We start from the raw sequence: 22,269 nt of genomic DNA, 5'->3' as shown, positions 1-22,269 counted from the left end.
CGGAGATCAGTCCCCGTCGGTGTGCCGGCGCCGGCGCCGCAGCACCAGTGTCGCCGCGACGGCGGCGATGAGGACGGCGACGGCCGTGACCGCCACCGCGGGCCACAGCGAACCGTCCGACGACTCCGTCTCCGGCTGGCCCTCGTCGGCCAGCACCTCCACCGGTTCCTCCCCGGCCACTTGCAGCAGGGCGTCACCGTTGAGCGACGGCCACCGGTCGGGATCGGCCTCCAGCCAGGTGAGCACGGCGTCGAGGTCCGCGGAATCGTCGGTCGAGCTGGCCACGAGCACGGTCCGGGCGGCATCGCGCGCCACCTGCAGCGAGCCGAACTGCAGTGTCGGGGTGACGACCACCTCCGAGCGCCGGCCGTCGTCGTCGCGGACCGAGATCGTGCCGCCGTCGGCGGTGACGGGCAGGTCCACGTCCGGGACACCGCGACCGTCGGCGGCGATGATGACGGCCGGACCGTCGGTGGCCATCGCGTCCTCGACGGGCATCACCTCCACCCCGAGGCGCACCGCGGACAGGCGCTGCAGACCCGACATGAGCGACACCGCGCGCCGGACGTCGGCGACGTCGCCCGCCGTCCATGCGACCGCGGTGCTCGGCATCAGCGACTGCGGCAGTGACACGAAGCCGGCCGGGGCGGGCGGGTCGGCGGGCTCGGAGCGGACCTCACCGGACGAGTCGAGGCTCAACGAGCTGCGCACCCCCTCCCCGCACTGTTCGCGGAAGTCGCCGTGGTTGTAGGTGACCGTCAGCTCGGTGTACCGCGTCAACAGGTCCTGCGGGATGTCCACCCAGTGGTCGTAGCTGCCCGACCCGTCGGCCGGCCAGGATGCGATGACCCGCGGTCCGATCGCCACCGCGATCTGCCCGCCCATCGGCGTATAGGCACCCTTCACCTGGACCCGGACGTTCTTCGACGGCCGCCCCAGGCGCGTCTGGTCGACGCCGAAGGAGATCGACGGCCAGCCGGTGGCGGTCACCTGTTGATCGCCGACACCCAGGTCGGCCAGCGTGTTGACGACCGGGGCGAGCTGGGGCGCGTCGAACGGCGCGCCGGCCACGGCCGCGGAACTGATCGCGATCGACGACAGGTTCGAGGTCAGGAAGCCGACCTGCGACGGCAGCTGGTCGGCGCCACCGCCGATCCGCAGCACGGGCCACCCCGCGGCGCCGGGAGCGAGACTCAGTCCCTGGAGCAGATCGGAGTTGATGACCACCTGCCGTTCGAGCGGCTCGACGGCCTCGGTGGGGGCCGCGGCGCGCCGGGACAGCGAATCGGTCTCGATCTCGACGGCGGCCGAGCCGTAGTTCGCCACGACGGCGGTCGCCAGCGAGACGGCCGCGGCTCCCTCGGCGGGCCGCACGTCGTCGGGGACGTAGATGGTGAGCTTGCGCAGGACCGGAGGGAGGAACTCGGCGACACTGTTCGGGGCCGCTTCCCGTCCGCCGTAGGACGCGGTCGCGTTCTCGATCCGGAACCCCGAATCCGGATCGAAGATGCAGGTACCCGCGGTACGCAGGTAGGTCCGCAGGACGAGGTCGGCGGCGTTGCGATCCACCCGGACACCGCGCAGGGGCAGGACGATGGGCGAGTTGACCGACGGGCTGATGGGCGTGCGCGAGATCAGCCTGCCCTCCTGCAGGACGTCGACGTTGCCACCGGTGACGAACGCCGGATACTGTGCGACGCCGCGGAGTTCGGTCGGCGTGAGATTCGGCGGTACCGCCAGGGCCAGACTGACCTCGCCCTGTTGCCCGGGGAACGAGATGGTCGTCGACGAGCCGAGGTCGCGCAGACTCAGTGGCGGCGGCGGGTCACCGGGGGCCGCGCCGGCGACGGGGACCGTGCCCGCGCCCATCGAACCGGTTGCCGCGAGCAGGAGACCGGCGAGCAGCACGGTCGATGTGCGGAGCAGTCGAGAGCGCGATCGACCGCGAGATCCCCAGGACACGTGCATTTCTCACCCTTCGAGTGCTCCCCGTTCCCGACCTGTGCACCGCCCCGCAGAAGAACTTATCGGATGTGAACGATTGGGACACCTTTTCGGGTTCCTGTCGTGTCGCCCGCCTCCGCCGGCGTTGCGGGCGTTTCGATTCGCACACGTTCGCCCGAACACGGGCCGAACTCTGCGACCATGGCGGGGGTCGAGAAGTCCGGCGAACTCGAGGGAGCGCGATGCGACAGGTTCACGCCGGTGAACACGTCGACGGCGGCGTCTACGTCGACATCGCCGACGCGACGATCTGGCACTTCACCGCCGGGGAGGCGCACGGCCCGCCGGTGGTGCTGCTCCACGGGCTGTTCGCCTCGGCGTCCGCGTGGGGAACGCAGATCCCCGCGTTCCTCGACGCCGGCCTGCAGCTGTTCGTACCCGAACGGTCCGGTCACGGACACAGCCCCGATCTCCCGGGCGACTTCAGCCTCGAACGCATCGTCGCACGCACGATCGTCTATCTCGAGACCGTCGTGCGCCGACCGGCTCATCTGGTGGGCTGGGCCGACGGCGCCCCGGTCGCGCTGCTCGTCGCCCGCGAGCGTCCGGACCTCGTCCGCCGGCTGGTGTTCGTCGGCGGATACCTCAACAGTGCCGGCCGAACCGCCGACGAGTTCATCGACCAGGTGACGCGGCGCGACCCGGTCACGGTGGACTACCTGCGCATCTACTACGACACCACCTCGCCCGACGGACCCGAGCACTTCGACACCGTCTACGACAAGGCGGTCCGGATGCTGACCACCGAACCGGACTGCGAGGTCGCCGCGTTCGCGCGAGTCGAGGCGCCCACGCTCGTGGTGGTCGCCGACCGGGGGCTCGTCCGCCTCGAACACGCGCTGGAACTCGCGCGGACCTTGCCGCGCGGACGGCTGGCCGTCATCCCGGGCACCCACATCCTGCCGGTGGAGTCGCCCGAGCTGTTCAATCCGCTCGTCCTGTCGTTCCTCGCCGCCGACCCGCCGTCGGTGTGGGAGTTCGGCTGAGTCCTCAGGCCGGCGAGTGCACCCGGTACCACGCCTGACGACGCAGGGCGTCCGGGTCGGCCTCGACGTGGTCGGGGTCGTCGAGGACGAGGACCTTGCGGTCGGCGGTGGTGTAGGCGGGCCAGCCGAACCCCGGATCGCCGTTGCGCGCGAACCCGCCCCACCGCGTCTGGACGTTCCGGGTGACGCGTCCGGTGGCGGGCCAGTCCGCGAGGGCCAGGCCCGCGCCCATCGGGGCGCGGTAGGCGCCGAACACGCTGAACAGCTCGGTGGCGTGCGTGGCCCCGAAGCCGGTGGCCTCGAGCACCTTCGTCTGATAGTCGTAGCGATACACGTAGGTCGGGGCCACCGCGCTGTGCCCGTCGGCGAAAGCGCTCATCGGCGCCCAGAAGATCGAATCCCCGGCCAGGCGGATGCGGTCGCGGTCCCCGTCCTCGTAGTGCGAGGCGATCTCGCGCCGGACCTCTTCGTCCTCCACCCGCATCAGCGTGCGTTCGGCGTCGGGCATGACGTTCCAGAGTTTGGCGAACAGGTTGCCCTCGTCGCGGTTGCTGCCGATCACGAGCGGCACCGGCTGCGTGAGTCCACCCGCGGCCGCGGCCAGCGGCGACCGTGGCAGCAGGTCGCCGTCGACCACGGGCGCGAACGGGATCGCTCCCCCGGCGGTCTTGGTCGCGAAGCGCATCAGCCGGTTTCCCGCCGCCAGCAGCAACGCCGGGTTGGGTGAGGTGAGCAGCCGCTGCGCATGCACCGTGTCGACCGGCGGTTCGTCGCGCTCGAGAGAGGTCGCACGACGCTGCGGATCACGCAACAACCGGACGAATTCGTCCGCGTAGATCCGCGCGGCGTCCGGTTCGACGATCAGTTCCGGAGCCGGGCTCTGCGCGATCGCGTGGTGGTACAGCCCTGTCGTCGACGGCGCCGAGAGCAGTGACAGCACCGACGATCCGCCCGCGCTCTCGCCGAAGATCGTCACGTTGCCGGCGTCGCCGCCGAAGGCCTCGATGTTGTCCTGGACCCACTGCAGTGCCGCGATCTGGTCGCGGAGGCCGACATTGGAGTCGAAGGGTCGGTCGTCGGTGGCGAACTGACCGAGGTCGAGGAAGCCGAACGGGCCGAACCTGTACTGGATGGTCACCACGACGACGTCCTGGGACCTGGCGAGGAAGGCGCCGTCGTACAGCGGGGTCGCGGCCGTGCCGAGGATGAAGGCGCCGCCGTGGATGAACACCATCACCGGACGCGGCGTCGACGACGGGACGTCCGGCGAGTAGACGTTCAGTGTCAGGCAGTCCTCTGCCATCGGCGCGAACTTGCCGGGCGCGATGGCGGTGAACCGCTTCTCCTGGATGGCCGCCTTCGCCACCTTGGTGCAGTCGCGAACGCCAGGCCAGTCATGGGCCGGCTCCGGTGCGCGGAAGCGACGGTGGGCCACCGGCGGCGCCGCGAACGGGATGCCTCGCCAGCTGATGGTCCCCTTGCGCAGCCGCTTCCCCCGGGCGCCCTCGACCACTCCGTTACGGGTGGTCACCTTACTGTCCAGTAGTGCCATACCCCCACCGTAGACGAAACGGGAACTTCGTCTACCCCCGTCGTGTACACCGCGGGCGGGGTGGCCCGGCAGCACCGCCGACCTAGAATGCCCTCATGAGTCCCGGCGCGTCGCGCATCGACCTGAACGCCGACCTCGGCGAGGGCATCGGCGACGACGAGGCGATGCTCGGTGTCGTCACCAGCGCCAACGTGGCGTGCGGCTTCCACGCGGGCACCCCCGGTGACCTGCTCACCACCTGCCGGGCCGCGGTCGCCGCCGGGGTCCGGATCGGCGCCCAGGTGTCCTACCCCGACCGCAGCGGCTTCGGGAGACGGTTCATGGACATCACGACCGCCGATCTCGTCGCCGACCTGATCTACCAGATCGGTGCGCTCGACGCCCTCGCCCGCTCGGTCGGCGGCGCCGTCACCTATGTGAAACCCCATGGTGCGCTGTACAACACGGTCGTCCATCACGCGCAGCAGGCCGACGCCGTGGTTGCGGCCGTCCGGAACGTCGACGCCGGGCTGGCGGTCATGGGGCTGCCGGGGTCGGAGGTGCTGGCGCGGGCCGAACGCGCCGGCCTCGCCACCATCACCGAGGCGTTCGCCGACCGCGCCTACACCCCGGAGGGCTCCCTCGTGCCGCGGGGAACCGACGGTGCGGTGCTGTCCGACAGCGCCGAGATCGCCCGTCGGGTCGTCGAACTCGTCAGCACGGGCCGCATCGGCGCGATCGACGGAACATCGATCGACGTCGACGCCGAGTCGATCTGTCTGCACGGCGACACCCCGGGGGCGGTCGAGCACGCCCACGCCGTGCGGGACGCGCTCACCGCAGCCGGGATCGACATCGGCACCACGCCGGCCTGACCGGCCGTGCCGGTGTTGCTACTGGCGTCGCTGGCGGGCGAACTCGGCCAGGACCACGCCGGCGGCGACCGAGGCGTTCAGGCTCTCGACGTCGCCGGCCATCGGGATCGACAGGATCGAATCACAGCTCTCGCGGACGAGGCGGGACAGACCCTTGCCCTCCGAGCCCACCACGATGACGGTGGGGCCGCTGCCGTCGTAGTCGTCGAGCGTGACGTCGCCGTCCGCGTCGAGACCGACGAGCTGCGCACCCTGATCGGCCCAGTCCTTCAGTGTCCGTGTGAGATTGGTGGCGCGGGCGACCGGTAGGCGCGCCGCGGCACCGGCGCTGGTCCGCCACGCGACCGCCGTCACGCTCGCGCTGCGACGCGCCGGGATCACCACACCGTGACCACCGAACGCCGCGACCGACCGGATCACGGCACCCAGGTTGCGCGGGTCGGTGATGTTGTCGAGGGCGACGAGCAGTGGCGGGGTGCCGCTGGCCTTGGCCTCGGCCATCAGGTCGTCCGGATGGGTGTACTGGTACTCCGGCACCTGCAGGGCGATGCCCTGGTGCATTCCGTTGGTGGACAGGCGATCCAGCTCGGGCTTGCCGACCTCGAGGATCGAGATCGCCGAGTCGCCGGCGATCTTGACCGCTTCGGCGACCCGTTCGTCGGGTTCGGAGTTGGTCGCGATGTACAGCGCGGTGGCCGGCACGCCCGCGCGCAGGCATTCCACGACCGGATTGCGTCCGAGGACGTACTCGGGACCCTCGTCCCTGGCCCGCGCCCCGCCTCGGCCGGTCGCCGACTTGGTTGCCGCCTTGGCCCGCTTGTGAGCCGGATGATAGGGCCGGTCAACGGCTTTCGGCGTCGCACCGCGGGCCTCGAGTCCGCGGCGGCGCTGGCCACCGGAACCGACGGTCTGCCCCTTCTTGGTGCCGTCCTTGCGGATCGCGCCCTTACGCTTGGAATTTCCTGCCATCACGCCTCACCCTTCAGAGCCCATTGCGCACCGTCGGGGGTGTCGGTGACCTCGATACCGGCCTCGGCCAGCCGGTCCCGCACCGCGTCCGCGGTCGCCCAGTCCTTGGCGGCGCGCGCGTCGGCCCGCCGCTGTAATTCCGCGCGCACCAGCACGTCGAGTGCCGAGGTGGCGGCCGACTCGTCGGCGGAGCCCGCCCACCGGTCGTCGAGCGGGTCGACGCCCAGGATGCCCATCATCGCGCGTACCGCCGAGGCCGCCGTCAGCGCGGTGGCGCCGTCGCCGGATTCGAGCGCGGTGTTGCCCTGGCGAACCACGTTGTGCACGACGGCGAGTGCGGCCGGGACGCCCAGATCGTCGTCGAGAGCGGCGGCGAACTCGGGGTCGACGTCGCCGACGACCACCTCACCGACACGCGCGCCGACCCGTTCCACGAACGACTCGACGCGCCGGTAACCGGCTGCCGCCTCGGTGAGCGCCCCCGGCGAGTACTCCAGCATCGACCGGTAGTGCGCGCTGCCGAGGTAGTACCGCAGCTCGACGGCCCGGACACGCTGCAGCATCGCGGGGATCGACACCACGTTGCCCAGCGACTTGCTCATCTTCTCGCCACCCATGGTGACCCAGCCGTTGTGTAACCAGTAGCGCGCGAACGGATCTCCCGCACCATGCGCCTGCGCGATCTCGTTCTCGTGATGCGGGAAGATGAGATCCATACCGCCGCAGTGGATGTCGAACTCCGCACCGAGAAGTCCGGTGGCCATCGCCGAACACTCGAGGTGCCAGCCCGGCCGCCCGGGGCCCCACGGCGTCGGCCACGACGGCTCGTCGGGCTTGGCCGCCTTCCACAGGGTGAAGTCGCGGGGATCGCGCTTGCCGGTTCCCGCGCTCTCGCCCTGGTGCACGTCGTCGAGCCGGTGCCCGGACAGGGATCCGTAGTCCGGCAGGCTCAGGACGTCGAAGTACACGTTGCCGTCGGCGACGTAGGCGTGGCCCCGGTCGATCAACCGCTCCATGTACTCGACCATCTGGGTGACGAAACCGGTGGCCCGCGGCTCGGCCGACGGCGGCAGGACGCCCAGCGCGCGATAGGCGTCGTCGAAGGCGCGCTCGTGGGTGGCGGCCCACTCCCACCACGGCCGTCCCGCCTCGGCGGCCTTCCGCAGGATCTTGTCGTCGATGTCGGTGACGTTGCGCACGAACAGGACGTCGAGCCCCTCGTGCGTCAGCCAGCGGCGCAGGATGTCGAATGCGATACCGCTGCGTACGTGCCCGATGTGGGGTACTCCCTGGACCGTCGCGCCGCACAGGTACACCGACGCCTGTCCTGGGTGCAGCGGCACGAAGTCGCGCACCTCTCGGGAATCGGTGTCATACAGGCGCAGGGTCACGACCGGCAATCCTACCGGACCCCGACCCGGCCACCGACCGCCCGAGCCGCCGGTGCGCGCACCTCACGCACGCTCGCCGGAGACGGCGGCCGGCTCGGTCGCCCGCGCGACGACCGCGGTGACCAGCGTCCTCATCTCCGCGAGGGTCTCGGCCAGGACCGCCACCGCACGCTCGGTGTGGGGATGGCGCACCCGGACGTGGATGCCGTCGGCGTCGCGCCAGAACCACCACTGCGCGGTGTCGGTGGGTTTGGAGCTGGAAACCTGTTCGGCCCGTACGCCGGGATGCGGACCGGGCAGTCGCGTGTAGTCGACGTAGGACATCATGAAGACGTCACTGCGCCGCTGGTGGAGCCGATGCCCGAAGGCGGCGTACACGGGCGTCAGTCCGATCTCGGCCAGCGGCAGGGCCGCGGCGAGCCGGGCGGTGTTGACGGGAACGGCCTCGAACAGATCGTCGCCGGCGGCGATGCGGAGCGGCGCGTTGCCGACCGACCAGCCGACGCATCCGGGTCCGGCGCCGGTGCCGGTGGGCACCACGGTGGCCACCTCGCCGGGTCCGCCGACCGAGTTGATGGCCTTCGCCGCGAAGGTGAGTACCGCGGGATACGTCCGCCCACCGTGTCGATGGACCTCCGAACTGAACTTCCGCGCCGCGTCGCCCGGCAGCAGGGTTGCGACCATCGTGTGCATCTCGGCGGCGGCACCTGCCGGGACGCCGAGGTCGACGGGAAACTCCGGGACCTGCCAGTCGGTGGCGTCGAGGAACCGTTCCCATTCCGCCAGACGGGCGTCGTCGGCGGTCACCGCCGCCTCCTCGCCTGCGAGTCGGCGCAGCGCGTCCAGCCCGGACTCCGCGGGCGCCAGCGCCCCTCCGGCGAGGAGTTCGCAGATCTCGGAGGACAACAGGGCCATCGAGCGCGCGTCGACATAGCAGTGGTCGAATCCGCAGACGAGTGTCGTGCTCGACGCTCTCCGGACGGCGGCCAGGAAGTGCGGCATCGGCTGGAACGGGTCACACGTCGCGGTGATCCGCTCGGACAGCGCCGCGGCGAACTCCGCGGGCCCGAGTCCGGCGTCCGCCTCGCGCGAGTCCTCCTTCACGTCGACGCCGTCGTGCAGCAGTCGCTGATATCCGGTGTCGGTCGCCGCGTAGTGGCTGCGCAGGACGTCATGACGCCCGATGACGGTCGACACCACCTCACCCAGGCGGCCCAGGTCGAGCCGCTCGGGGAAGTCGAGCGTGAGCGCGATCCACCCGGGTTGCCCCTGCACGATCGAGTCCAGATGGAACCGCTCGTTCTCCGACACCGGCGCGCTCGCCGGTGCCGGAGAACCCGCGGGAACCGGAAGCCATCGGACCAGCTCCCCCGGTTCGACCTCCCATGTCTCCGAACTGGAGAGCTTCACCGCTCGGTCCTCTCGCTCGCATAGTCGTTCAGGATGGCGCCGACACGTGCGAGGTGTTCGACGACCGATGCGCGCGCGACCTCGTTGTCGGGGAGATGACACCGGACGACGAGACCCGCGGGAGTCCGGGTGAACCAGAGGTTGGCGTTGCGTGTGGGGCCGACACCGCTCGACGTCTGGATCGTCGACAGGGCGGGATCGTCGCCGATCGGCAGCCGGGCCAGATCGGTGTAGGAGACCATGTACGGGCTGCCGTCGAGGCCCCGGAAGACCCCCTCGGCGGCGAGCAGTGCCAGCACCCCGTGCGCGGGTGCCGAACCCGCGCGGCGCGCGGCGCGGACGCTGTCGCCGCCCGCGCGCACGACGTCGTCGAAGGTCGCCTGTTCGCCGTCGGGGAGGTCGACGACGACCGGCGCGAAGTTGCACATCCAGCCCTGGGTCCACGCGGTGTCGGGATCGCGGGTGGCCAGCACCGTGGAGACGAAGAACCGCGACTCCCCGGTGATCTCACGGTGCCGCACGGCCAGCGCGGCGTAGAGGAGGCCGGCGAACCCGCCACCGGTGGCCGCCAGCCGGGCGTCGCAGCGCGTGAGGGCGTCGGGGTCGAGCAGCCACTGTTCGACGGCGACCGCGGGCGCCGGGGTTGCGTCGGCGAGACCCAGGTCGAGCGGACACAGCGGCGCCCGCCCGGCGTTGTCGGCCAATGCGTTCCGCCACACCGCCACCCGGTCGTCGTCCGCGGCGAGTGCGGCCGCGGCGGACCGTTCGGCGAGCACGGCCGGCCCGAAAGCGCCCGGTGCCGGCAGATCGGCCGGCCGCGGTTCGGGCCCCGTCCCCTCCCGATGCGCGCGGTAGAGCGCGGTGATCTCGGTCAGCGCGAGCACCGACGAGTAGCCGTCACCGTGCGCATGATCCGTGGCGGCGAAGAAGGTGAAACCGGCGTCGTCGACGGTGGCCGCCCACCACGACCCGGGAACGAGTTCCGCGCGAGCTCTTTCCGATGCCCGCCGCCCGACCCATGAGCCGACGTCGGCATCCCCGACCACGACGGACTCGACATCGGCGACGCCGATCACGAACTCCTCGGGAGGCGCCACCCAGCGTTCGGGGCCACTCGGCCCCGGACGGTAGTGCGCGCGCAGCTCCTCGTGCCGACGGACGAACGCGGTGAGCGCCCCGGCCATCGCAGCCTCGTCGAGCGGGGTGTCGAATCGCATGGCGGCCAGCAGGAATCCGGTGTGGACCTCGCCGCGGCGCCGCTTGTCGCCCATTGTCGCCAGGTGATCGGCCTGCAGGAACGACACCCCGTTCGCCCATCGCCGGGCGGCGCGGCCCACGCGCTCTGCGTCGCGCAGTTCCCACTCGACGGTCCGACCGCCGACAAGGTGCTCGCGGAGCGGCACGACCACCGAGCCCGGGGTGCCGAACCGGGGCGTGGCGAACGCGGACTGCGCGGCGCCGGTCATCAACTGCGGAGTGCGGCCGTCGATCCTCCGGTGTGCACGCCGGCAGATACGGATTCGACCGCACGGTAGGTGTACTCGCAGTCACCGTCGGCGACGATCTTCTTCAGGATGGCCTGGAACGTGGAGAGGAACACCTCGACGGCGGCGGCGTTCTCGTCGGCGGGGAACCGCGCGGACACGTTCACCCCGGTCGGGATCCGGTTGATCCAGAAGTAGACCTCGTCGGCGTCGCGCGTCGCGCTGCGCAGCACCCGCGCCTGCCGCGGTGTCCAGTCCGCCGCACCCTCGGCATGACGGAGATCGATGTAGGACACGACGAATCCGGGAGGCGTCACATCGCCGCCGATGAGTTCGGCGACCGGCGCGAACGGCGCCGCGCCCACGCCCTTGTACTGCGCGGACGTCGCCGCAACCGCGGTCAGGGCATCGGTGAACTTCACCGGCGTGCCGGGCCGGACCGCGACGGGGATGATGCCGACGAACCAGCCGACTGCTTCGCCCCACTCGATGGCGTTGCGGGTGTGCACCGGTCCGATGAATCGCAGATCGGCGCTCCCCGACAGCGCGGCGGAGGTCATCGACAATGCGGTGTAGATCCCGGCCGTCATCGACGATCCGGCACCCTTGCACACGGCGTCGAATCGTTTGGTCTCCGCGGCGTCGAGCAGCCAGTGCGACAGGGTCGCCTGGAAACCGTTCTCCGGCAGTCGCTCCGAGACGATGGTGCGCGGCGCGTCGGACGGCACCTCGAACAGCGGGAACCGCGGGATCGGCTCGGGCTGCACGGCGGTTGGCGTGTCGTCGAAGAAGTCGCGCCACTGGCTGACCGCGGCGTTGTTCGCGTCGATCTGCTCGCCGAGTCGCCGCTCGGCGTCACTGAAGTCGAGGTAGCTGCCGAAGTCGTTGAGCGCGTGCGGTTCACCCGTCACCTCGGCGGCGTAGAGCGCGGTGAGCTCGCGGATGGCGAAGACCTGCGTGTACGCGTCCATCACGGTGTGGTCGGCCGCGAACACCAGCAGGAACCCGCTGTCGTCACCGGTCGGCTCCACGGTCACGGCGATGCAGTGCGGCCAGCTCAGCGGGGTGACGGTGCGGTTGAAGTAGTCGGTGACCAGGCCGGAGACCTCGTCCGCGGCCAGATCCGACCCGAATCCCCGCTCGCGCACGGTGATCGCGTCGGCTGCGACGGTGATGCGGGTCAGGTCGCCCTGCGGATGATGCGGCTCGTGGACCCGCACCGAGGTCCGGAAGGCCTCATGGCGGCGGTACCAGGCGATGATGGTCCGGGACAGTGCTTCCCGGTCCAGCGGACGTTCGATCCGGAACGCCGTGCCGATCCATTGGCTGTACCACTCCGAACCCTCGCGCACGGCCCGGCGGGCATGCTCGAGATGCATGTAGGACAGCTGTCGGGAGTCCGTCTGCCACTCTTCGGCGTCGACCTGCGGCTCCCAGGCGGTGACGGTGCCGCCGGGCATCGAATAGTCGGTCAGCTCGGTGTATTCCATTGCGGTCCACCTACCTTCTGTCGTGTTCGGGCGCCTTCGGCGCGGGTGTGTCGGGCGCCTCCCGGCGCGGGTGGTTCAGCGAGTTCGTCCGGGGCGGCGCGTCACAGGCCCAGCCCCTGCCGGAGTGTCGGCCAGCTCTCACGTTGCTGGTCCACCCAGTACGGCCACGAATGCGTGCCCGGATCGACGTAGCGGATGGTCGCCGGGATGTTCAGCTGATCGAGCCGGGCGTCGAGCTGCTGCGTGCACCAGAGGGAACCGACCTCGATCGCCCCGCCGATGACCTGACGGTCGGTCGGGTTCTCGTTGCCCGGATATCCGGGCGCGTCATACCGGCCCGCACGCCCCGTGCCGGTGGAGACGTAGACCGTGGACCCGCGCAGGTTCGCGGCCTTGGCGACCACGTCGTGCTGGGCCCAGGCGGGGTCGGTGGGCGGACCCCACATGTTGTCGGCATTGCCGCCGAAGGCCGCCACGATCCCCCGGGGGTAGGCCTGTCCGGCCGGGCCGGTGGTGGTGTAGCACCCGCTGTAGGCGGCCACGGCGTCGTAGAAACCCGGGTTGCGGGCCGCGAGCACGAGCGCCGCGCCGGCACCCATGGAGAGTCCGGCGACACCGCGGACGCCGTTGCCGTCGAACCGCTCGTCGATGAGCGACGGCAACTCGCGGGTGAGAAATGTCTCCCACTTGTATCGCCCGAGAGTCGGGTCGTCCCGCTGCCAGTCGGTGTAGAAGCTGCCGGCGCCCGCGATGGGCATGACGACGTTGACGTTCTTGTCGGCGTAGAAACCGGCGACGTCGGTCTTGAGCGTCCAGATGCTGTTGTTCGGGTCCTCTTCGTTGAGCCCGCCCAGCAGGTAGAGCGACGGCCGCGGACCGGATTCGGTGCGCGGCGTCACCACCTGCACCTTGATCGTCTTCCGCATCGCGGCGGAGTACACGTCGACCAGGTGCGTGTGCGGCCCGTCGGGGACGGTGCGTTCGATGAAGGAGCGTTCGACGGCGGGCGCGGCTGTCGCGGAGCCGACCGAAACGAGCGGACTGACGACACCGAGCGCGGCCGTCATTGCTCCGACAGCGAAAAGGGTGCGCATTGTTCCGCGGCGATGAAATGTACGGCGGGAAATACCCGTCATGTCGTCGCGTCCTCCGAGTTCTGCGGGAAAGTCATTTCTGACAAGGCGTTTGGGGCTGACAGATCTCACGGCAGCACCCCGGCGGGTCTCACGATGGTCACGACAGTAACCGGATCGCACCCGAATTGATAGTTCGGCAAGCTAATCGTGCAATCGCAAACTGCTCCTCAACAATCACAAGTCAAGTGGCGCAGCGCGACATGTGATATGAAGCCTGCGGCGTCCGGGGCGCTGTCGACACCCGTCGCCTGGCCTAGGGTTGGCTTACCTTAGCATGACCCGGGAGCCGCAACCGACCTCGTGTACACCCCCGCCTACGCCGTGCCCATCCACCAGCGGCGTACATCAACCAACGGCAAGGCAGACATGAACTTCGCATCCCTGGTCCGCCACGACGACCCGACCGCACCGGAGGTCGTCGTCGACCGGCTGACGGCCGACGACGACCTCTTCGTCCGGATGGATGTCATCCTCGGTCTCCCCGTCGTGAATCAGACCCTGTGGCGATTCCCCGGCACCGTCGACGTCGACACCATCACCGCCCTGGGCCAGAAACTGCGCTACGGACGCCTGAGCAGGCTCGTCGCGCGTCACCGCGGGCCCGGCCGCGCGTACTGGCGGTACACGCCCGAGGCGGGCGCGGTCGAGGTGCAGACCGATCCGGTTCCGGCCGGCGGCGAGGAGGCATGGGGACGCGCCCAGGCCGACGCTCCCCTCGACTTCGAGAAGGGCCCGGCATGGCGGCTCGTCGTCGCACGGGCGGCGGCCGACGACTCCGTGCTGGTCTCGCTGATCATCTCCCATGTCATCGCCGACGGCGGGACCGGAGCGGTGGCGATCATCGAGGCCATCCACGGCCTCGACTACGTCCCCGGCGCCGAACCCGGCCTGGCGTCCGACGTCCGGGATGCCGCCGACCTCCTGTGGACCGCCGGCCGCACCGCGGTGCGGATCTGGCGCGCGGGTCGGTCCACCCCACCCCCGTCGCCGGTACGGGTGACCGGTCGACCGGCACCGGAGACCGACGTCTCCGACGCCGAGACCGCGCCGAACGTCACGGTGCTGATCCCGCAGGCGGAGTACACCGCTGCGGCGAAATCACGCGGCGGCACCGACAACAGCCTCTTCGCCGCGCTGATGGTCGGGGTCCTGGAGCGAAGCGGTCGCGTGTCGGCGGGCGACGTCGTCCCGGTGTCCCTGCCCGTCTCGTCCCGCACGCTCGACGACCGGCGCGCGAATGCCAGTTCAGGCGCAACGGCTTTCGTGGAGGTCGACCCGCGACGCTACGACGATCTCAGCGCGGTGCGCACCGCGTGCAAGGACGCCTACGGGAGACTGGCCGCGAATTCGGGTGCCGTCGCGCAACGCGCCGTCGTGCTGCAGGCGCTGAGCACGTCGATCACGCGACGCCTCGCGTCGAAGGTGACCACCCCGCTGTGCCTGGCGTCGAACGTCGGGCAGGCGCCGGACGAGTTCGCCACGCTCGGTACCGGAACGCCCGGGGCGCTGTCGATCCGGGCGATCACCGCCACCGGCGACCCGGCGCGGCTGCGGGACCGCAAGGGCGGCATCAGCGGCTGGCTCGCGATCAACGACGACCACGTGATGTTCAGCGTCAGTTCGCTCGACCCGGTCCGCATTCCCGACGCCGCGACCCTGCGGACCCTCGTCACCGACGAGCTCGCCGCCTGGGGAATCGCGGGAAAGCCCTGGGGCGCATGAGGTTCGCCTTTGCGGTCCACGGCAGCCGCGGAGACATCCAGCCGGCGATCGCACTCGGGGCCGAGCTTGCCCGACGCGGCCACGGGGTACGCCTAGCCGTGCCGGAGGACCTGGTCGACATGACCGCGGCGTCGGGTCTGCCGACGCAGGTCCTGGCGCCGTCCACCGCCGAACTCCTGGCCAGTCCGCTGGTGAAAGAGCGTCTGAAATCGAAGAATCCGCGCGTGCGCCTGCGAGCGCTCGGCGAAGTCGCCGAACACGGACGCGCGACGTCCGAACGGGTGATGGCCGAGCTCGCCGACGACTCGGACCTGCTGGTCACCGGTCCACTCGCCCAGGACCGTGGCGAGGCCATCGCCCAGAGTCGCGGAATCCCCTTCGTGCCGTTGCACTACTGTCCGCTGCGTCCCAACGGGAGTCTCGACGTCCGCTACCGCCACTATCCGCGGCCGGTCTCCCGTGCCATGTGGTCACTCGCCGACCGAACCTACTGGCTGACGGTGCGCGCGGCCGATCGACGGCTTCGCACCGAGCTCGGCCTCCCGGCGGTGAAAGGCCCACTCGGCAGCCGGCTTCGAGCGCGCGGTGTCCCGGAGATCCAGGCCTACGACGCCGCGTTCTTCCCGGGGCTCACCGAGGAGTGGGGTGCACAGCGCCCGCTGGTCGGATTCCTGTTGCCCGACACCGAGACCCGGGGCTCGATGTCGGCCGGGCAGGACGCGACGGGGTCCGCGCTGGACTGGATCGCCGACGGCGAGCCGCCGGTATACATCGGTTTCGGCAGCATGAAGATCGGCGACGAGCAGATCGCCGGCATCGTGACGACCCTGCTGGCCCGTGGCCTCCGCGTCATCGGGCACACCGAACACGAACTGCCACAAGATGATCGACTCCTGCACATCGACACCCCCGTCGACCACGAAGTCCTGCTGCCGCAGTGCCGCGGCGCGGTTCATCATGGCGGTGCGGGCACCACCGCGGCTGCGGCCCGCGCGGGAATCCCGTCGGTCATCGCCTGGTTGAGCGCCGATCAGCCGATGTGGGCGGCGGCGCTGCGCAGGGCGAACGCGGGAGCGGGCAATCGTCTCGCTCGATTCGGACCCGACGATCTCGACCCGCTCACCGATCCCGCGATCGCGGCGGGTGCCGCGCGTCTGGCGGACCGCCTGACCCCGCCGGCCGAGGCGGTCGACCGGGGCTGCGAACTCCTGGTGGAGGCCGCGGGCTGACCGCGGACGGGAGTCATCCCGGGTCCGCGGCTCGATTCGTCGACTCCAGCAATGCGGTCGCCACTGCGGCGACACCCTCGCCACGGCCGGTCATGCCCAGACCGTCGGTCGTCGTCGCCGACACCGAGACCGGGCCGCCGAGTGCGGCGGAGAGCACCTGCTGCGCCTCGGCGCGGCGCGGTCCGATCTTGGGACGGTTGCCCACGACCTGGACAGCCGCGTTCACCACCCGTAGCCCGTCGGCCTCGACGAGAGCACGCACATGCGTCAGCATCTGCACCCCCGACACACCTTCCCACTCCGGACGACCGGTGCCGAACACCGAGCCGACGTCACCGAGACCGGCGGCCGAGAGCACCGCGTCGCACAGCGCGTGAGCGCCGACGTCTCCGTCGGAGTGACCTTCGCACCCGGGTTCGTCGGGAAAGTGCAGCCCGACCATCCAGCACTGGGCGGACGGGTCGACGCGATGTGCGTCGGTACCGATGCCGACGCGCATCATCGACCCACCACGTCGCGCACGATGTGGAGGTCCCAGGGCGTGGTGATCTTCATGGCGAGTGGGTCTCCGGGGACGAGGTGGACATCGATTCCGCATCTCTCGGCGAGACCGGCGTCGTCGGTGGCGAGCCCGGAGGCGTCGGCGTGAGCACGCCGGAGGGCGTCGCTGGTGAAACCCTGCGGCGTCTGGACGGCGCGCAACTCCTCGCGGTCGACGGTCCGGGTGACGCGCTCGAGGCCGTCCGGGACCGCCACGACCTGTTTGAGGGTGTCGACGACGGGAATCGCGGGCACGACGGCGGGATACCCGGAGCGCACCGCGTCGACGACGTCGGTGAAGACCCGGGCGGGTGTGAGCGGCCGGGCGGCGTCGTGCACGAGCAGGATGCCGGCGTCGCCGGCTGCGGCGATCCCGGCACGCACCGAATCAGAACGGTGCGCGCCACCGGCGACGACGATGACGTCGGGCAGCAACGCATGCGCCCGGTCGACGAGGTCGGCAGGGACCACGACGACAACCGTCGCTCCCAGCGCAGCCGGGATGTTGTCGACGCATCGTTCGATGATCGTGCGGCCACCGAGATCGACGAAGGCCTTGGGTACCGGCTCGCCGAGTCGGGTTCCCGACCCGGCAGCCGGGATGATGACACAGACATCCGCACCGGATCGCTCCGGCGTAGTGGTCACAGGGTGTCCTGAACCAGATGCGACCGGTGATCAGGAAGCGGCAGCGAGGACCTCGTCCAGGATGCTGGTGGCCTTCTCGTCATCGGTGTTCTGGGCGAGCGAGAGCTCGTCGACCAGAACGCGACGCGCACGGGTCAGCATCCGCTTCTCGCCTGCCGACAGGCCACGGTCCTGCTCACGACGCCAGAGGTCGCGGACGATCTCGGCGACCTTGATGATGTCGCCGGAGATCAGCTTCTCCTGGTTCGCCTTGAACCGCCGCGCCCAGTTGGTCGGCTCCTCGGTGTGCGGGGCCCGCAGAACCTGGAAGACCTGATCGAGACCCTCCTGTCCGACGACGTCGCGAACACCCACATACTCGAGCTTCGTCGAGGGAATCTGAACGGTCATGTCACCGTCGGCAACCTTGAGAACAAGGTATTCGATCTGCTCACCCTTGATGGTCCGGGTCACGATGTCTTCGACCCGGGCAGCACCGTGATGGGGGTAAACGACGGTGTCGCCAACTTTGAAATTCAATGTTCCTTGCCCCTTTCGAGTAGAGCCAGTCTAGCACGGGCGTTCCGAGGCACCCACCCAACGGTGCAGGTCAACGCGGTGAACGCGTTTCACGACAGGCTCTTTCGAGGTCGCGAGGGGTGCGAGGAGAGGGTGGGCCACCCCACTGGAGGGCCCCGTGGACGACGTTCGCCGGGCGGCGCCGAAGACGCGTCGACACCCTCCGTCACAGACGTCGCGGGACCGCCCGGGGACGCCTCGGCAGCCGCGCCGTCGTGCCGCATCACCACGCCTCGCGGCGGGCGAACGGCGAACCAATCGGGTACCCGGCCGGACTTTTCCGCACCACGCCCACTACGCTGCGTAGTGCAGGGTTTCGCGCGCTGCATGTCGGCTTCGTTTGACCTGGGAGGATCGGGTGTCAGTGCTTTCACTTTCCGCGCGGCGGTCGGCGGTTCGGCCATCACGCATGGTGACCGCGGTTGCCGCGATCGGCATCGCCGTCGCCCTGGGCACCACCGGGTGCGGCGCGGGTCAGATCTCGCAGACCGCCAACCAGCTGCCCGCGGTGAACGGCGCGAACGTCAACCTCGACGAGCTCCAGCTCCGGGACGTGCAGATCCTGTACCCCGAGGACGACGCGTCGACGGTCTTCGGCGACGGCGGACCGTTCGAGATCGCGTTCGTGATCGCCAACGCCGATCCCCTGGTCTACTACCGCCTCAAGGAGATCCGGCCGGAAGAGGGCCAGGTGACCTTCATCGAGGGCGCCGAGGCCGACGACCGGATCATCCCGCCCAACGGTGCACTGCGCGGCGGCACCCCGGTGGGCGCCAACCCGGAATTCGAGAAGCGTCTCAGCGTGGAACTGGACAACACCGGTGACACCGTCGCGGCCGGCCTGACCACCGAACTGACCTTCGCCTTCGAGAAGCGCGAGGCCGACGGCCGCTGGGTCGCTGCCGGTGAGACCACCGTCGAGACCCCGGTCGACGGCGGCGCGGAACTCGAGCGCCAGGACGTGGCGCGCAACGCCGAGCCGACGTTCTACAACCAGCACCACGGCGAAGAAGGCCACGCCGAAGAGGGCTCCGGCGCGGGCACCGGCGAACACGGCGCCGACGGCGAGGGTCAGGGCGAGGGCGGCCACTGACCCCCACGATTCCACTTCGCGACGAGGTCCGGCGATCATCGCCGGGCCTCGTTCGTCTTGTCGGGCCCGGCACCTAGTCTGACCGGGTGGCCAAAACCAAGTCGTCGTTCCGCTGCACCGGGTGCGGTCATCAGGTGCCCAAATGGGTCGGCCGCTGCCCCGAGTGCGGGGAATGGGGCACGATCGGCGAGGTCACCGGCGTGGCGTCGTCCTCGCGCGGCACCGCTGCGGTCGCGCCGTCGAGCCCGGCGCTGCGTATCACCGAGGTCGACGCCCAGAAGTCGGCCGCGATCCCGACCGGTATCGGCGAGCTCGACCGGGTACTCGGCCGCGGCGTCGTGCCGGGTTCGGTCATCCTGCTCGCCGGTGAGCCCGGTGTCGGCAAGTCCACGCTGTTGCTCGAGGCCGTCAAGCACTGGGCGGCACAGGACCGCACCGCGCTCTACATCACCGGCGAGGAATCGGCCGGGCAGGTCCGGATGCGTGCCGAACGCACCGGCGCGGTGCATCCGAACGTCTACCTGGCCGCGGAGACCGATCTCGCGACCATCCTCGGCCACGTCGACTCGGTCGCCCCCTCGCTCATGATCGTCGACTCGGTGCAGACGCTCGTCGCCTCCGGGGCCGACGGCGTGACCGGCGGCGTGACCCAGATCCGCGCGGTCACCACCGCACTGGTCTCGCTGGCCAAGAACCGTGGGGTGGCGGTCATCCTGGTCGGTCACGTCACCAAGGAGGGCGCGGTCGCGGGCCCGCGCTCGCTCGAGCACCTCGTCGATGTCGTACTCGCCTTCGAGGGTGACCGGCACTCGACGCTGCGCATGGTGCGGGGGGTCAAGAACCGCTTCGGCGCCGCCGACGAGGTGGGGTGTTTCGAACAACGTGACGACGGTATCCACCAGGTGCCCGACCCCTCGGGGATCTTTCTGCACCAACGGGATTCGGACGTGAGCGGCAGTGCCACGCTGGTGACGATGGATGGCAAGCGCGCGCTCGTCGGAGAAGTGCAGGCACTGGCGAACGGCACCGAGATGAACATCCCGCGCCGCGCGGTGTCCGGCCTGGACATGAACCGGGTCTCGATGGTCCTGGCCGTCCTGCAGGCACGCGGGGGCCTGAAGCAGATCGCGAAGAGCGAGGTCTATCTCTCGACCGTGGGCGGTATGCGGGTGACCGAGCCGGCCGCCGATCTCGCCATCGCCCTCGCGGTGTACTCCACGGTGAAGAACCAGCCCATCCCGCAGTCCACCGTTGTCATCGGCGAGGTCGGGCTCGGCGGCGAGGTACGACGCGTCTCGGCGGTCGCGCGCCGGCTGGCCGAGGCCAAGCGGCTCGGTTTCCGGGAGGCCATCATCCCCGCGGCCACCGACGAGGAACTGCCGAAGGGAATCCGAATCCTGCGCGTCGGGAACATCGGGGACGCCGTCGGTCTCCGCAGCGCGGAACCGGTGGACGCGCCCTTCTGACCGGACGTCCGGCGCTACGGATACATCCGCTGCTTGTACTCCTCGGCCCTCGAACTCTTGTCGACGTGCTCGGCGAAGTGCTTGCGCACATCGATCGTCACGAAGATCGCGTGCGCGCTGGCCACCGGTTCGTCCGGATCCCCGATGTGGGCGACCGCCTCGGTGAAGATCTTGCGCCGTTGTCGGCCCAGCAGGTTGCCGTGGAACCGCAGTGTCGAGCCCACCGGGATCGGGCGGATGTAGTCCACCTCGAGATGTACCGTCACCCCCGACGGCCCGATCAAGAGCGGGATGGTCCCCATCAACTCGTCGAACGCGGTGCTCAGGATGCCGCCGTGGATGACGCCGGGGCCGCCCTCCATACGGGTCTCGACCTCCATCGACGCGTCGACGGTGAATCCCTCTCCGGCATGGACCACGAGGTGCAGTCCCTGCGGCGAGTCCGGCCCGCAGCCGAAGCACGTCGGGTTGTGCATCCGGACCGGTTCACCCGCCTTCGCCGCCTTCGGGTGACGTTCCACCTCGTCCAGCTCGTCGGGCACCACAAAACTGCTGCTCTTCACACCCCGGTACCCTAGTCACATCGCAATGGCCGATGCCGCGGGGCACGTGTCCCACGGACGGTCGGCGCCGTCGCGGAGAAGAGGAGACATGGTCGCCGAAGTGGTGAGGTCCGAGCTGACGCGCGAGACGGTGGCGCGCGTCGCACCCGGCACCCCACTCCGTGACGGCCTCGAGCGCATCCTCCGCGGCGGCACCGGTGCCCTGATCGTGCTGGGCCACGACTCGGACGTGGAGAAGATCTGCGACGGCGGTTTCCACCTCGACGTCGAGTTCGCACCCACGAGACTGCGTGAGCTCGCCAAGATGGACGGCGCGGTGGTGCTCTCGACCGACGGCAAGCGCATCGTGCGCGCCAACGTCCAGCTGGTCCCCGATCCCTCGATACCGACCGAGGAGTCGGGCACCCGCCACCGCGCGGCCGAACGGACCGCCATCCAGACCGGACATCCGGTGATCTCGGTGAGCGCGTCGATGTCCATCGTCAGCGTCTACGTCGACGGAGCCCGTCGCGTCGTCGAGAGCCCGGACCCGATCCTGTCCCGCGCCAACGTCGCCCTGGCCACGCTCGAGCGGTACAAGGCCCGGCTCGACGAGGTGATCTCGGCGCTGTCGCGCGCGGAGATCGAGGACTATGTGCTGCTGCGCGACGCCATGTCGACCGCCCAGCGGATGGAGATGGTCCGTCGTGTGTCGGTCGAGATCGAGGAGTACGTACTCGAACTCGGCGTCAACGGCCGACAGGTCAGCCTGCAGCTCGAAGAACTGATCAGCGACAACGACACCATGCGCGAACTGCTCGTCCGCGACTACTACGCCAGCCCCGAGCCGGCGACCGCCGAAGACGTCCGCCAGGCACTCGAGGTCGTCGAGAACCTCAGCGACGCAGACCTTCTCGATCTGACGCTGCTGGCCGGCGCCTTCGGGTACCCGACCACCATCGAGGCCCAGGACACGGCGATGAGTCCCCGCGGATACCGCCTGCTCGCCCGGATCTCGCGGCTGCAGTTCGCGCATGTCGACCGGCTCGTCCGCAGCTTCGGCACACTGCAGGCACTGCTCGCGAGTTCGTCGGCCGACCTCCAGGCCGTCGAGGGCATCGGCAGCATCTGGGCGCGACACATCCGCGAAGGCCTGTCCCGGCTGGCCGAGACCAGCATCGAACGCTACGACTAG

General features: G+C 70.1%; 19 protein-coding genes. 7 read left to right on the top strand and 12 right to left on the bottom strand.

The features are described 5' to 3' along the window. Window positions 1-6: 6 nt before the first annotated feature. A complete protein-coding gene (locus tag AC3B6C_RS12315; RefSeq protein WP_488376194.1) occupies window positions 7-1,968 on the bottom strand; it encodes a hypothetical protein in 1,962 nt (653 codons plus the stop codon). A gap of 218 nt (window positions 1,969-2,186) precedes the next feature. Between AC3B6C_RS12315 and AC3B6C_RS12310 the strand changes: the two genes are divergently transcribed. Next, window positions 2,187-2,990, top strand: a complete 804-nt coding sequence (locus tag AC3B6C_RS12310) for an alpha/beta fold hydrolase (protein ID WP_010842066.1) — start codon at window positions 2,187-2,189, stop codon at window positions 2,988-2,990. Window positions 2,991-2,994: 4 nt separating this feature from the next. On the opposite strand, the gene AC3B6C_RS12305 is transcribed toward AC3B6C_RS12310, so the two are convergent. Continuing rightward, window positions 2,995-4,542, bottom strand: coding sequence for a carboxylesterase/lipase family protein (locus AC3B6C_RS12305; RefSeq protein ID WP_488376193.1), 1,548 nt, complete (start codon window positions 4,540-4,542; stop codon window positions 2,995-2,997). Between the two features lie 95 nt (window positions 4,543-4,637). Here AC3B6C_RS12305 and AC3B6C_RS12300 point away from each other — a divergent pair, with 95 nt between their 5' ends. Continuing rightward, window positions 4,638-5,396 (top strand): LamB/YcsF family protein, encoded by a 759-nt coding sequence (locus tag AC3B6C_RS12300; protein ID WP_488376192.1) that lies wholly within the window; start codon window positions 4,638-4,640, stop codon window positions 5,394-5,396. 18 nt (window positions 5,397-5,414) lie between these two features. Here AC3B6C_RS12300 and rlmB read toward each other — a convergent pair whose 3' ends face one another. The 6 genes from rlmB to AC3B6C_RS12270 form a co-directional block, all read right to left on the bottom strand. Then, entirely contained in the window at window positions 5,415-6,365 is a 951-nt protein-coding gene (gene rlmB / locus AC3B6C_RS12295) for a 23S rRNA (guanosine(2251)-2'-O)-methyltransferase RlmB (RefSeq protein WP_488376191.1), read from the bottom strand. Then, on the bottom strand, window positions 6,365-7,756 hold the full coding sequence (gene cysS / locus AC3B6C_RS12290; RefSeq protein ID WP_010842070.1) for a cysteine--tRNA ligase: 1,392 nt from the start codon (window positions 7,754-7,756) through the stop codon (window positions 6,365-6,367). The genes rlmB and cysS overlap by 1 nt, the downstream gene beginning before the upstream one ends. A gap of 63 nt (window positions 7,757-7,819) precedes the next feature. Next, window positions 7,820-9,166, bottom strand: a complete 1,347-nt coding sequence (locus AC3B6C_RS12285) for a condensation protein (protein ID WP_488376190.1) — start codon at window positions 9,164-9,166, stop codon at window positions 7,820-7,822. Then, entirely contained in the window at window positions 9,163-10,632 is a 1,470-nt protein-coding gene (locus AC3B6C_RS12280; RefSeq protein ID WP_010842072.1) for a condensation domain-containing protein, read from the bottom strand. The genes AC3B6C_RS12285 and AC3B6C_RS12280 overlap by 4 nt, the downstream gene beginning before the upstream one ends. After that, entirely contained in the window at window positions 10,632-12,140 is a 1,509-nt protein-coding gene (locus tag AC3B6C_RS12275; RefSeq protein WP_488376189.1) for a condensation domain-containing protein, read from the bottom strand. The genes AC3B6C_RS12280 and AC3B6C_RS12275 overlap by 1 nt, the downstream gene beginning before the upstream one ends. A 101-nt stretch (window positions 12,141-12,241) precedes the next feature. After that, window positions 12,242-13,207, bottom strand: a complete 966-nt coding sequence (locus tag AC3B6C_RS12270) for an alpha/beta hydrolase (protein WP_488376188.1) — start codon at window positions 13,205-13,207, stop codon at window positions 12,242-12,244. Between the two features lie 435 nt (window positions 13,208-13,642). Here AC3B6C_RS12270 and AC3B6C_RS12265 point away from each other — a divergent pair, with 435 nt between their 5' ends. Then, window positions 13,643-14,998 carry a hypothetical protein gene (locus AC3B6C_RS12265; RefSeq protein WP_488376187.1) on the top strand — a complete coding sequence of 452 codons (1,356 nt, stop codon included), beginning with the start codon at window positions 13,643-13,645 and terminating at the stop codon, window positions 14,996-14,998. Next, entirely contained in the window at window positions 14,995-16,227 is a 1,233-nt protein-coding gene (locus AC3B6C_RS12260; RefSeq protein ID WP_488376186.1) for a nucleotide disphospho-sugar-binding domain-containing protein, read from the top strand. Before AC3B6C_RS12265 ends, AC3B6C_RS12260 begins: the two co-directional genes overlap by 4 nt. A 13-nt stretch (window positions 16,228-16,240) precedes the next feature. On the opposite strand, the gene ispF is transcribed toward AC3B6C_RS12260, so the two are convergent. The 3 genes from ispF to AC3B6C_RS12245 are packed head-to-tail and all read right to left on the bottom strand — an operon-like array spanning window position 16,241 to window position 17,934. Beyond that, window positions 16,241-16,726, bottom strand: coding sequence for a 2-C-methyl-D-erythritol 2,4-cyclodiphosphate synthase (ispF, locus tag AC3B6C_RS12255; RefSeq protein WP_010842077.1), 486 nt, complete (start codon window positions 16,724-16,726; stop codon window positions 16,241-16,243). Continuing rightward, on the bottom strand, window positions 16,726-17,415 hold the full coding sequence (ispD, locus tag AC3B6C_RS12250) for a 2-C-methyl-D-erythritol 4-phosphate cytidylyltransferase (RefSeq protein ID WP_488376185.1): 690 nt from the start codon (window positions 17,413-17,415) through the stop codon (window positions 16,726-16,728). The genes ispF and ispD overlap by 1 nt, the downstream gene beginning before the upstream one ends. Before the next feature lie 30 nt (window positions 17,416-17,445). Beyond that, the gene (locus AC3B6C_RS12245) at window positions 17,446-17,934 is read right to left on the bottom strand and encodes a CarD family transcriptional regulator (protein WP_006435671.1); all 489 of its coding nucleotides are present in this window, start codon (window positions 17,932-17,934) and stop codon (window positions 17,446-17,448) included. A gap of 448 nt (window positions 17,935-18,382) precedes the next feature. Between AC3B6C_RS12245 and AC3B6C_RS12240 the strand changes: the two genes are divergently transcribed. After that, window positions 18,383-19,066 carry a hypothetical protein gene (locus tag AC3B6C_RS12240; protein ID WP_010842080.1) on the top strand — a complete coding sequence of 228 codons (684 nt, stop codon included), beginning with the start codon at window positions 18,383-18,385 and terminating at the stop codon, window positions 19,064-19,066. An 86-nt stretch (window positions 19,067-19,152) separates the two neighbouring features. After that, window positions 19,153-20,532, top strand: coding sequence for a DNA repair protein RadA (radA, locus tag AC3B6C_RS12235; RefSeq protein WP_488376184.1), 1,380 nt, complete (start codon window positions 19,153-19,155; stop codon window positions 20,530-20,532). Between the two features lie 14 nt (window positions 20,533-20,546). Here radA and AC3B6C_RS12230 read toward each other — a convergent pair whose 3' ends face one another. Next, window positions 20,547-21,095 carry a PaaI family thioesterase gene (locus AC3B6C_RS12230; RefSeq protein WP_488376183.1) on the bottom strand — a complete coding sequence of 183 codons (549 nt, stop codon included), beginning with the start codon at window positions 21,093-21,095 and terminating at the stop codon, window positions 20,547-20,549. A gap of 88 nt (window positions 21,096-21,183) precedes the next feature. On the opposite strand from AC3B6C_RS12230, the gene disA reads away from it, so the two are divergent. Beyond that, complete coding sequence (gene disA, locus AC3B6C_RS12225) at window positions 21,184-22,269, top strand: DNA integrity scanning diadenylate cyclase DisA (RefSeq protein ID WP_010842083.1); 1,086 nt, start codon at window positions 21,184-21,186, stop codon at window positions 22,267-22,269.

The organism is Gordonia sp. 11cp (genome assembly GCF_057767225.1).
This window is presented reverse-complemented; position numbering and strand designations above follow the sequence as displayed.